The organism is Variovorax sp. AB1(2024) (assembly GCF_037482385.2).
Lineage (GTDB): Bacteria > Pseudomonadota > Gammaproteobacteria > Burkholderiales > Burkholderiaceae_C > Variovorax.
In genome coordinates, this window is sequence record NZ_JBBHKP020000001.1 from 3,516,353 (window position 1) to 3,527,738 (window position 11,386).

The window sequence follows — 11,386 nt, forward strand, 5'->3', positions numbered from 1 at the left end:
GTGAAGCTAAAGAAGGGATCGCGATGGATGTGTGCGATCAGGAAGAGACCTCACCGTAAGCGCGCCGCACGCCGCGCCGTGAGGACACACGGCGCACAGCCGTGTGGTCCCACGCCGACAAGACCTGCCAGGGGCAACGCTCGCCGTTGACAATGTCCTCATGCCGCCCCGCCACCGCATCGTTCCCCTCATCGTCGCCTCGCCTCTGTTCCTGCAGAACCTCGACACCTCGGTCATGGCAACGGCGCTGCCGACCATCGCGAGTGCGCTCGATGTGAGCGTGCTGCACCTGAACCTCGCGATCACTTCCTACCTGCTGAGCCTGGCGGTGTTTCTTCCCGTGAGCGGCTGGCTGGCCGAGCGCTTCGGGCCCAGGCGGGTGTTCTGCGTGGCGGTGGCTTTCTTCTCGCTGGGCTCGACCTTGTGCGGCGCCGCGCAGACGCTGCCGCAGCTGGTGGCGTTCCGGGTGCTGCAGGGGCTGGGCGGCGCGATGATGCTGCCGGTGGGGCGGCTGATTCTTCTGCGCAGCGTGCCGCCGGCGCGGATGGTGTCGGCCATGGTGTGGTTCACCGTGCCGCCCGCGTTCGGCCGGCTGGCCGGTCCGCTGTTCGGCGGCGCCATCGTCACGCTGGCTTCGTGGCGGTGGATCTTCCTCGTCAACATCCCGTTCGGCCTGCTGGCGATTGCCGGTGCGCTGCGCTTCATCAACGACCTGCCCGAGGACAGCTCGCCCGCGCCCTTCGACATCGAGGGCTTCGTGCTGCTGGCCGTGGGCCTGACGTCGCTGCTCGGCAGCCTGGAGATGGTCGGCAAGTCGCTGTTGCCGGTGCAGGCGATCTGGGCGATGGCGGGCTTCGGCTTGCTGGTGTCGCTGGTGTATCACCTGCGAAGCCGCAACAAGGCAGCGCCGCTGATCGACCTGGGCATCTTGCGGTTCAGTACCTACCGTGCATCGATCATCGGCGGCACGCCACTGCGCATCGCCATCGGTGCCTCGCCGTTCCTGCTGCCGCTGATGTTGCAGCTGGGCTTCGGGCTATCGCCGCTGGCCTCGGGCAGCCTGACGATGGCCACCGCGCTGGGCTCGCTGGCCACGCGCACCCTGATGGCCAAGGCGATCCGCACGATCGGTTTCCGCTCGCTGCTCATCGGCGCGACCTGCCTGACCAGCCTTTGCTACGTGAGCTACGGCCACTTCCACCCGACCACCCCGCATGTGCAGATCTTCGTCACGCTGCTGTTCGGCGGGCTGGTGAACTCGATGGCGATGGTGTCGCTGCAGACCCTCGGCTTCTCGCAGATTCCCAAGCCACGCATGAGCCACGCGGCCACGCTCAACAGCATGGCGCAGCAGCTGTCGCTGAGCCTGGGCGTGACGCTCGGCGCCACGCTGGTCACGCTGGCCGCGTGGTGGAACGGCAGCGGCGCGGATCGGCTCACGGCGGAAGATTTTTCTCCGGCATTTGGCGTAGTGGGAGCGATGACGTTGCTGTCGCTGCTGTCGTTCACCAAGCTGTCGAAGGAAGAGGGCGCGGGCTTGCGCTAGGGCTTTTGCGATTCATTCGCCCCGGGCTGCTCCAGCTTCACCGAGATGCCATAGAGCGCCAGCAGCCCCACCATGTGCCCGACCGAAACCCCGGGCTCGCCCGATTCGATGCGCGCGATCGTCTGCACATGCACGCCCAGCCGCGCACCCGCGGCGGCCTGGCCTTCGCCGGCGCTCGTGCGCGCCAGCTTGGCCGCGGCGCCCAGCGCCTTGATGGTCTGGAGGGCGTCTTCCCCGATATCGACTGAAATTCGTTTGCCTTGGGCCATTTGCGCATTGTCTGCCACCGGATGGGCGCGCGGCGCCCGGCGGGCACAATCCGGGGCTACAGCCCCCACATTGCATGCGAATCCACGAACTGAAACGACGACTCCGGGAAGCCGGCGCGGGTCCCAGCCACGAGCAGCGGATCCTGCGGCTGTGGTCCCATGCGCTGCCGCGCAACAGCGGCAGGCGCCTGCCGGCGAGCTTCTTCCCGTCGTCGCTGATGGAAGCGCTGCCGTCCATCGAAGCCGAGCTCGCCGGGCTGGCGCGCATCCATGCGGTCCACCCGGGCGCCGACGGTTCCGAGCGGCTGCTGGTCGCGCTCGCGGACGGCCAGACCGTCGAAAGCGTGCTGCTGCCGCGCGATGGCCTCTGTGTTTCCTCGCAGGTCGGTTGTGCCGTCGGGTGCCAGTTCTGCATGACGGGCCGCGACGGCCTGCTGCGCCAGGTGGGCAGCGCCGAGATCATTGCCCAGGTGGCGCTCGCGCGCATGCGCCGGCCGGTGCGCAAGGTGGTGTTCATGGGCATGGGCGAGCCGGCGCACAACCTGGACAACGTGCTGGAAGCCATCGAGCTCCTCGGCACCGTGGGCAACGTCGGCCACAAGAACCTGGTGTTCTCCACCGTGGGCGATCCGCGCGTGTTCGAGCGGCTGCTGCAGGAGCGCGTGAGGCCCGCGCTGGCGCTTTCGCTGCACACCACCAAGGCCGAGCTGCGCCGGAAGCTGCTTCCGCGCGCGCCGAACATGACGCCGGAAGAACTGGTCGCCGAAGGCGAATGCTATGCGCGCGCTACGGGCTACCCGATCCAGTACCAGTGGACGCTGCTCGAAGGCGTGAACGACGGGCAGGACGAGATCGACGGCATCGTGCGGCTGCTTTCCGGCAAGTACTGCGTGCTGAACATGATTCCCTTCAACGCGGTCGACGGCGTGGCGTTCAGCCGGCCGTCGTGGGAGCGCTGCGAGCAGGTGGCTCGCACGCTGCACGAGCGCGGCATCCTGACCAAGCTGCGGAATTCGGCGGGGCAGGATGTCGACGGCGGCTGCGGCCAGCTGAGGGCGCGCGCCGCCGAAGTGGCCGCAGTGGCTGAAGTGCGGGTCGCGATGCCGACAAGAGCCGCGAACCGCAAATAGCCGCCGAAGAGCCCGCCGGCGCTGGCGTCCTCCACGAAGTCTCCCAGATTGGCCGCGATCATCGCGTTGCCCGTTCGATTCCTCCGGCGGGCACCTCCCTCCACAGGCCCTTTGCGAGATGGGGGCCATTCAGCCCGCCTTCGTGCGGGCTGCTTTTTTTGGGGGGTTCAGGCATCCGCCACTGCGTAGGGCGTGAACCGGCTTTCGTTCTCGTTCACGTCCAGCGGCCGCCCGATGAACGGAAACGCCCGCTGCGGGCAGGCGACGCGCTCGCACACCTTGCAGCCCATGCCGATGGGGGTGGGCACGTCCTGGTCGGTCAGGTCCAGGCCCTTGGAATAGATCAAGCGCGGCGCATGGCGAATGTCGCATCCCAGGCCGATGGCGAAGGTCTTGCTGGGCGAGGCGAAGCCGCGCTGCCCGTGCGATACCGTGCGCGCCACCCACAGGTAGGTGCGCCCGTCGGGCATGCGCGCGAGCTGCCGCAGCACGCGCCCGGGCTGCGCGAAGGCTTCGTACACGTTCCACAGCGGGCAGGTGCCGCCGGTCTTCGAGAAGTGGAAGTGCGTGGCCGACTGCCGCTTGGAGATGTTGCCGGCGCGGTCCACGCGAATGAAGAAGAAGGGCACGCCGGGTGCCCCGGGCCGCTGCATGGCGCTCAGGCGATGGCAGATGGTCTCGAAGCCGACGCCGAAGCGGCGCGCCAGCAGGTCGATGTCGTAGCGCAGGGTTTCCGCGGCCTTCAGGAAAAGGCCGTAGGGCAGCAGCACGGCGCTGGCGAAGTAGTTCGCGAGGCCGATGCGGGCCAGCGCGTGCGTGGGGGCGTCGTTGAAGCTGGCGCTCTGCAGCAGTGATTCGATCAGCGTCGTCTGCTCCAGCAGAGCCAGTTGGGTTGCCAGCTGGAACGACTGCTGGCCGGGCTCCAGGCTGCCCGACAGGCGAAGCACGCGGCTGGCGGGGTCGTAGCGGCGCTGGCTGTCGATGGCGTCGTCGTCCGTGGGCACCACGCGCACGCCGTGCTGGTTCATGAGCCGCGACTGCAGCCATTCGGACAGCGAGCCGCCGTGGCCGCGCGCCTCGTCCGCGAGCTTTTCCGCGAGCAGGTCCAGTTCCTCGAAATGGTTCTGGTGGGCGAAGAAGAAGTCGCGCACCGCCTCGAAGGGCATGGGACGCGCATTCGTCAGTTCGCCCCGGCCGTCGCCGAGTTCGCCGGCCATGATCTCCAGGCGCTCCATCGCTTCCTGGTGGCGGCGGTGCAGCGCGAGCAGCGCGCGCGCCACCGCGGGCATCTGCGAGGCCACTTCGCGCAGCTCGGGCAGGGCGACGGCTTCTCCGCCGGGGTTGTCGGCCAGCGCGTCGCGCATGCTCGAGACGAGCCGGGCTTCCTCGTCTTCCGAGAACTGCTGCACGTCGACGCCGAGCGTGCGGCTGATCTTCAGTAGCACGGCCACGGTCAGCGGCCGCTGGTTCTGCTCCAGCTGGTTGAGGTAGCTGGGCGACAGGCCCAGCGCCTGGGCAAGCGCCACCTGCGTCATGCCGCGTTCGGCGCGCAGCTTGCGCAGTCGCACGCCCATGAATGTCTTGCTCATCGTGAAGCTCCTTCGGAATGCGCGCCGTTTTGCGAAACCTGTGCATTCGCAAGATTTGCAAAACAGGGCTTTCTCATTCGCAATGATTGGCTAATTCAGTCCTTCATTATGGCCACGCATTTGCGTAAATTGCGAACCATGACAAACCAGGACGCGGCGCTCGAACTCATGGAAATCGTGTTCCCGGAGCACGCCAACCACTACGGCACGCTGTTCGGCGGCAACGCGCTGATGCTGATGTCCAAGGCGGCCTTCCTGGCGGCGCGCGCCTTCGCGCAGGCCGACGTGGTCATGGCCGGCTGCGGCGACGCGCAGTTCCTCGCACCCGTGCCGGTCGGCAGCGTGCTGCGGCTGCGCGCGTGGGTCAGCCGGCAGGGCCGCAGCTCGCTCACGGTCAGCGTCACCGGCACCTTCGAGCGACCGGGGCAGCCGGCGCGCGAGGCGCTGCGCTCCTTCTTCGAGATGGTCGTCGTCGACAAGAGCGGACGGCCCACGCGCATACCCAAGGCATATCCAGCACACCCGAATCCGGAAAAGGAAGAAGCATGAACGACACCGCAACCCTCGCCGCCCCCGGCTTCAAGCCCAAGAAATCCGTAGCGCTGTCCGGCGTGGCCGCCGGCAACACCGCGCTGTGCACGGTCGGGCGAACCGGCAACGACTTGCACTACCGCGGCTACGACATCCTCGACATCGCGCAGGTCTGCGAGTTCGAGGAAATCGCGCACCTGCTGGTGCACGGCAAGCTGCCCACGGCGGCGGAACTGCGCGCCTACAAGGCCAGGCTCAAGTCGATGCGCGGCCTGCCCGCGAGCCTGAAGGAAGCGCTGGAGCAACTGCCCGCCGGCGCCCACCCGATGGACGTGATGCGCACCGGCGTCTCGTCGCTGGGATGCATGCTCCCCGAGAAGGAAGACCACAACCTGCCCGGCGCCCGCGACATCGCCGACCGGCTGATGGCGTCGCTGGGCTCGATGCTGCTGTACTGGTACCACTGGTCGACGCAGGGCAGGCGCATCGACGTGGAGACCGACGACGACTCGATCGGCGCGCACTTCCTGCACCTGCTGCACGGGCGCAAGCCCTCGGCGAGCTGGGAGCGGGCGATGCACACGTCGCTCAACCTCTACGCCGAGCACGAGTTCAACGCCTCCACCTTCACCGCGCGCGTGGTGGCCGGCACCGGCTCCGACATGTACTCGGCCATCACCGGCGCCATCGGTGCGCTGCGCGGCCCCAAGCATGGCGGCGCCAACGAGGTGGCCTTCGAGATCCAGAAGCGCTACGACTCGCCCGACGAAGCCGAGGCCGACATCCGCCGCCGCGTGGAGGCGAAGGAAGTGGTGATCGGCTTCGGCCACCCGGTCTACACCGTGAGCGATCCGCGCAACGTGGTCATCAAGGGCGTGGCGAAGTCGCTGTCCGAAGAGGCCGGCTCGACCAAGATGTTCGACATTGCCGAGCGGCTGGAGGGCGTGATGTGGGAGGTCAAGAAGATGTTCCCCAACCTCGACTGGTTCAGCGCCGTGAGCTACCACATGATGGGCGTGCCCACGGCCATGTTCACGCCGCTGTTCGTCATCGCGCGCACCTCGGGATGGGCCGCGCACATCATCGAGCAGCGCATCGACAACAAGATCATCCGGCCCAGCGCCAACTACACCGGGCCGGAAGACCTGAAGTTCGCGCCGATCCAGGATCGGAAGTAAAACTCGAGAAGAGACAAGAGAGAAAGCAGGTCCGCACGCGATGTGCGGGCCCGAGCGCCGCCCCATGAACAAGCAATACCGCAAGCAGCTTCCCGGCACCTCGCTGGACTATTTCGACGCGCGCGAAGCCGTCGAGGCCATCCGCCCGGGCGCCTGGGCCACGCTGCCCTACACCTCGCGCGTGCATGCCGAGAACCTCGTGCGCCGCTGCGATCCGGCCATCCTCCGGCAGAGCCTGACGCAGATCGTCGAGGGCAAGAGGGAACACGATTTCCCGTGGTTCCCTGCACGCGTGGTGTGCCACGACATCCTCGGCCAGACTGCGCTGGTCGACCTGGCCGGCCTGCGCGACGCCATTGCCCGGCAGGGCGGGGACCCGGCCCAGGTGAACCCGGTGGTGCCGGTGCAGCTCATCGTCGACCATTCGCTGGCGGTGGAGTGCGGCGGCTTCGACCCCGATGCCTTCGAGAAGAACCGCGCCATCGAAGACCGGCGCAACGAAGACCGCTTCCACTTCATCGAGTGGACGAAGCGGGCCTTCAAGAACATGGAGGTGATACCGCCGGGGAACGGGATCATGCATCAGATCAACCTGGAGCGGATGTCGCCCGTGGTGCATGCGCAGGACGGCGTGGCCTTCCCCGACACGCTGGTCGGCACCGACAGCCACACGCCGCACGTCGATGCGCTGGGCGTTGTCGCCATCGGCGTGGGCGGGCTGGAGGCCGAGAACGTGATGCTGGGCCGCGCCTCGTGGATGCGCCTGCCCGTCATCGTCGGCGTGAAGCTCTCGGGCCGGCCGCAGCCGGGCATCACGGCCACCGACGTGGTGCTGGCACTGACCGAGTTCCTGCGCAAGTCGAAGGTGGTGGGGGCGTACCTGGAGTTCCACGGGGAGGGCGCCTCGAGCCTCACGCTCGGCGACCGCGCGACCATCTCCAACATGGCGCCCGAATACGGCGCCACCGCGGCCATGTTCGCCATCGACCCGCAGACCATCGACTACCTGCGCCTCACAGGCCGTGCCGACGAGCAGGTGCGGCTGGTCGAGACCTACGCCAGGCACACCGGCCTGTGGGCCGACGCGCTGAAAGACGCTCAGTACGAACGCGTGCTGCAGTTCGACCTTTCAACGGTTGTGCGCAACATGGCCGGCCCGTCGAACCCGCATGCGCGCGTGGCCACCGCCGACCTCGCGGCCCGTGGCATTGCCGCGCCGTGGAAGGACGAGCCGGGCCGCATGCCCGACGGCGCCGTGATCATTGCGGCCATCACCAGCTGCACCAACACCAGCAATCCGCGCAACGTGATCGCCGCCGGGCTGCTGGCGCGCAACGCCAACCGCGTCGGCCTGGCCCGGAAGCCCTGGGTCAAGTCGTCGCTGGCGCCCGGCTCCAAGGCCGTGACGCTGTACCTGCAGGAAGCGGGCCTCATGGGCGAGCTGGAAAAGCTCGGCTTCGGCGTGGTGGCCTATGCCTGCACCTCGTGCAACGGCATGTCGGGCGCGCTGGACCCCGTCATCCAGCAGGAGATCGTCGAGCGCGACCTGTACGCGACGGCCGTGCTCTCGGGCAACCGCAACTTCGACGGCCGCATACACCCGTATGCGAAGCAGGCCTTTCTTGCCTCGCCGCCGCTGGTGGTGGCGTATGCCATTGCCGGCACGGTGCGTTTCGACATCGAGAAAGACGTGCTGACCGTGGTCGACGGCAAGGAGATTCGCCTGAAGGACATCTGGCCGGCCGACGAAGAGATCGACGCCATCGTGAAGTCGAGCGTCAAGCCCGAGCACTTCCGCCAGGTGTATGAACCGATGTTCGCCATCCAGCCCGACACCGGCGAGAAGGTGACGCCGCTGTACGACTGGCGCGCCGCGTCCACCTACATCCGCCGCCCGCCGTACTGGGAAGGCGCGCTGGCCGGCCAACGCACGCTCAGCGGCATGCGTCCGCTGGCGGTGCTGCCGGACAACATCACCACCGACCACCTGTCGCCGTCCAACGCGATCATGATGGACAGCGCGGCCGGCGAGTACCTGCACAGGATGGGCTTGCCCGAGGAAGACTTCAATTCCTACGCCACCCACCGCGGCGACCACCTCACCGCGCAGCGCGCCACTTTCGCCAACCCCACGCTCAGGAACGAGATGGTGCGCAACGCCGACGGCACGGTGCGGGCCGGCTCGCTGGCGCGTGTGGAGCCGGAAGGGCAGGTCATGCGCATGTGGGAGGCCATCGAGACCTACATGCAGCGCAAGCAGCCGCTCATCATCGTGGCCGGGGCCGACTACGGCCAGGGCTCGTCGCGCGACTGGGCCGCCAAGGGCGTGCGGCTGGCGGGCGTGGCAGCCATTGCGGCGGAGGGCTTCGAGCGCATCCACCGCACCAACCTGATCGGCATGGGCGTGCTGCCGCTGGAGTTCAAGCCCGGCACCAACCGCCTGACGCTGGGCCTGGACGGCACAGAGACCTACGACGTGACCGGCGAGCGCAAGCCGCGCGCCGAGCTCATCCTCGTCATCCACCGCCGCAACGGCCAACGGCTCGACGTGCCCATGACCTGCCGACTCGACACTGCCGAGGAAGTGTCGATCTACGAAGCCGGCGGCGTCCTGCAGCGCTTCGCGCAGGACTTCCTGGCTTCTACCAAGGCTGCCTCCGCGGCCTCCTGAACCGACAGAACCGACAATCACACGCATCATGGCTTCCGCACCACAGATCAGGATTCCCGCCACCTACATGCGCGGCGGCACCAGCAAGGGCGTGTTCTTCCGCCTGCAGGACCTGCCCGAGGCGGCCCGGGTGCCCGGCAAGGCGCGCGACGCACTGCTGCTGCGCGTCATCGGCAGCCCCGACCCCTACGGCAAGCAGATCGACGGCATGGGCGCCGCCACCTCGAGCACGAGCAAGACGGTCATCCTCTCGAAGAGCGAGCGGCCGGGCCACGACGTGGACTACCTGTTCGGCCAGGTGTCGATCGACCAGCCCTTCGTCGACTGGAGCGGCAACTGCGGCAACCTCTCGGCCGCCGTCGGGCCCTTCGCCATCAGCAACAGCCTGATCGACGCAGAGCGGGTTCCGCGCAACGGCGTGGCGGTGGTGCGCATCTGGCAGGCCAACATCGGCAAGACCATCGTGGCGCACGTGCCCATGACCGACGGCGAGGTTCAGGAAACCGGCGGCTTCGAACTCGACGGCGTGACCTTCCCGGCGGCCGAAGTGCAGCTCGAATTCATGGACCCCGCGGCGGAAGAAGAGGGCGCTGGCGGTGCGATGTTCCCCACCGGCCAGCTTGTCGACGAACTGGAGGTTCCGGGCGTCGGCACGCTGCGGGCAACGATGATCAACGCCGGCATCCCGACCATCTTCGTCAATGCGGAAGCCATCGGCTACACCGGCACCGAACTGCAGGACGCGATCAACGGCGACCCCGCCGCGCTGGCCAGGTTCGAGGCCATACGCGCCCACGGCGCGGTGCGCATGGGCCTCATCAGGCACATCGGCGAAGCGGCCGGCCGGCAGCACACGCCCAAGGTCGCGTTCGTGGCAAAGCCCGCGTGCTACACCGCCTCCAGCGGCAAGCAGGTGGGCGCGGGCGATGTCGACCTGCTGGTGCGCGCGCTGTCCATGGGCAAGCTGCACCACGCCATGATGGGCACGGCGGCCGTGGCCATCGGCACGGCCGCCGCCATTCCGGGCACGCTGGTGAACCTTGCGGCCGGCGGCGGCGAGCGCGAGGCCGTGCGCTTCGGTCATCCTTCGGGCACCTTGCGCGTGGGTGCGCAGGCGAGCAAGGTGGACGGCGAATGGCAAGTGACCAAGGCGGTCATGAGCCGCAGCGCCCGCGTGCTGATGGAAGGCTGGGTACGCGTGCCCGGCGACGCCATCTGACCTCTCCTTTTTCATCGACTCATACACAGGAAAAACCGATGTCGACTCGCAAGACCCTCCGATCCCTGGCCGAGGCGCGCCGCGGCGTGCTGGTGCCGGGGGCCTTCAATGCACTGTCGGCGCGCGTGATCGAAGACCTGGGCTTCGAAGCCATCTACGTCACCGGCGCGGGCGTCACCAACATGTGGTTCGGCCTGCCCGACCAGGGCTTCATGGGCCTGCACGAAATCGCCGACCACACCGCGCGCATCCGCGACGCGGTCGGCCTGCCGCTGATCGTCGATGCCGACACCGGCTTCGGCAATGCGCTCAATGTGCGCCACACGGTGCGCGTGCTCGAGCGCGCGGGCGCCGACTGCATCCAGCTCGAGGACCAGGTCGCGCCCAAGCGCTGCGGCCATTTCTCGGGCAAGGACGTGATCTCCACCGAGGAAGCGGTGAACAAGATCAAGGCCGCCGTCGATGCGCGCACCGACGCCGACCTGCTCATCATGGCCCGCACCGACGCAGCCGCCACCCTGGGCTTCGAGGCCGCCATCGAGCGTGCGCAGAAGTTCAGCGAGGCCGGCGCCGACATCCTGTTCGTGGAGGCCGTGACCACGGCCGACGAAATCCGCGCGCTGCCGAAGCGGCTGAACAAGCCGCAGCTCATGAACATGGTGATCGGCGGCAAGACGCCGATCTTCGGCGCCGAGGAACTGGCCGGCCTGGGCTACGGCATCGTGCTGTACGCCAATGCGGCGCTGCAGGGCGCGGTCGCGGGCATGCAGAAGGCGCTGACGGTGCTGCGCGAGACCAGGCGCGTGGACGAAGACCCGGCGCTGGTCGTGCCCTTCGCAGAGCGCCAGCGGCTGGTGCGCAAGCCCGAGCTGGACGCGCTCGAAAAGCGCTACGCGAGCTGAGGAAGCGGCTACAGTCGCCCGTTCCCCATCTCCGGCCGGCTCGTCGTGCGGCCACCGACCTTTCCGATGCGCAACTCCATTTCTCTTCCCGTCCTCGTCCTGGCCGCGGCATTGGCCACAGGTTGCGTCACCCGCACGGCGCCTCGCTACACACCGCTCGGCAACGGCGTCTTCAAGTCGCCGACCGCGCAGGATGCCGAGAACTACTGCCGCAACTTCGGCGCGCCGATGCGCTTCCTGGCCAACCAGGGGGCGGAAGACCCGGCCAGGCGCGTTTCCGAGGGCGAGGTGTTCTACCGCTGCGACTGAAGCAAAAAAAAGCCCGCGGCCTTCTCGACTGCGGGCTTCTTC

Annotated in this window: 10 protein-coding genes; 8 read left to right on the forward strand and 2 right to left on the reverse strand. The window is 68.0% G+C overall.

Annotated elements, in window-relative coordinates; genetic code table 11:
• Nucleotides 1-160 precede the first annotated feature (160 nt).
• Complete coding sequence (locus tag WIX39_RS16460) at nt 161-1,546, forward strand: MFS transporter (RefSeq protein WP_409195402.1); 1,386 nt, start codon at nt 161-163, stop codon at nt 1,544-1,546.
• Here WIX39_RS16460 and WIX39_RS16465 read toward each other — a convergent pair.
• A complete protein-coding gene (locus WIX39_RS16465) occupies nt 1,543-1,815 on the reverse strand; it encodes a helix-turn-helix domain-containing protein (protein WP_081270505.1) in 273 nt (90 codons plus the stop codon). The two genes, WIX39_RS16460 and WIX39_RS16465, sit on opposite strands and share 4 nt — an antisense overlap.
• A 74-nt stretch (nt 1,816-1,889) precedes the next feature.
• On the opposite strand from WIX39_RS16465, the gene WIX39_RS16470 reads away from it, so the two are divergent.
• Nucleotides 1,890-2,945 carry an RNA methyltransferase gene (locus WIX39_RS16470; RefSeq protein ID WP_409195403.1) on the forward strand — a complete coding sequence of 352 codons (1,056 nt, stop codon included), beginning with the start codon at nt 1,890-1,892 and terminating at the stop codon, nt 2,943-2,945.
• A gap of 167 nt (nt 2,946-3,112) precedes the next feature.
• On the opposite strand, the gene WIX39_RS16475 is transcribed toward WIX39_RS16470, so the two are convergent.
• Nucleotides 3,113-4,534 carry a short-chain fatty acyl-CoA regulator family protein gene (locus tag WIX39_RS16475; RefSeq protein WP_285410231.1) on the reverse strand — a complete coding sequence of 474 codons (1,422 nt, stop codon included), beginning with the start codon at nt 4,532-4,534 and terminating at the stop codon, nt 3,113-3,115.
• Between the two features lie 138 nt (nt 4,535-4,672).
• Between WIX39_RS16475 and WIX39_RS16480 the strand changes: the two genes are divergently transcribed.
• The 6 genes from WIX39_RS16480 to WIX39_RS16505 all read left to right on the forward strand — a co-directional run bounded on the left by WIX39_RS16480 (nt 4,673) and on the right by WIX39_RS16505 (nt 11,344).
• A complete protein-coding gene (locus tag WIX39_RS16480; RefSeq protein WP_285410233.1) occupies nt 4,673-5,083 on the forward strand; it encodes an acyl-CoA thioesterase in 411 nt (136 codons plus the stop codon).
• Nucleotides 5,080-6,243, forward strand: a complete 1,164-nt coding sequence (gene prpC / locus WIX39_RS16485; RefSeq protein WP_285410235.1) for a bifunctional 2-methylcitrate synthase/citrate synthase — start codon at nt 5,080-5,082, stop codon at nt 6,241-6,243. The genes WIX39_RS16480 and prpC overlap by 4 nt, the downstream gene beginning before the upstream one ends.
• A gap of 64 nt (nt 6,244-6,307) precedes the next feature.
• Nucleotides 6,308-8,914 carry a Fe/S-dependent 2-methylisocitrate dehydratase AcnD gene (gene acnD / locus WIX39_RS16490; RefSeq protein WP_409195404.1) on the forward strand — a complete coding sequence of 869 codons (2,607 nt, stop codon included), beginning with the start codon at nt 6,308-6,310 and terminating at the stop codon, nt 8,912-8,914.
• 28 nt (nt 8,915-8,942) lie between these two features.
• Nucleotides 8,943-10,133 (forward strand): 2-methylaconitate cis-trans isomerase PrpF, encoded by a 1,191-nt coding sequence (prpF, locus tag WIX39_RS16495; RefSeq protein ID WP_285410237.1) that lies wholly within the window; start codon nt 8,943-8,945, stop codon nt 10,131-10,133.
• 38 nt (nt 10,134-10,171) lie between these two features.
• Nucleotides 10,172-11,035 (forward strand): isocitrate lyase/PEP mutase family protein, encoded by an 864-nt coding sequence (locus tag WIX39_RS16500; protein ID WP_409195405.1) that lies wholly within the window; start codon nt 10,172-10,174, stop codon nt 11,033-11,035.
• Nucleotides 11,036-11,101: 66 nt separating this feature from the next.
• Nucleotides 11,102-11,344 (forward strand): hypothetical protein, encoded by a 243-nt coding sequence (locus tag WIX39_RS16505; RefSeq protein ID WP_409195406.1) that lies wholly within the window; start codon nt 11,102-11,104, stop codon nt 11,342-11,344.
• Nucleotides 11,345-11,386: the final 42 nt, after the last annotated feature.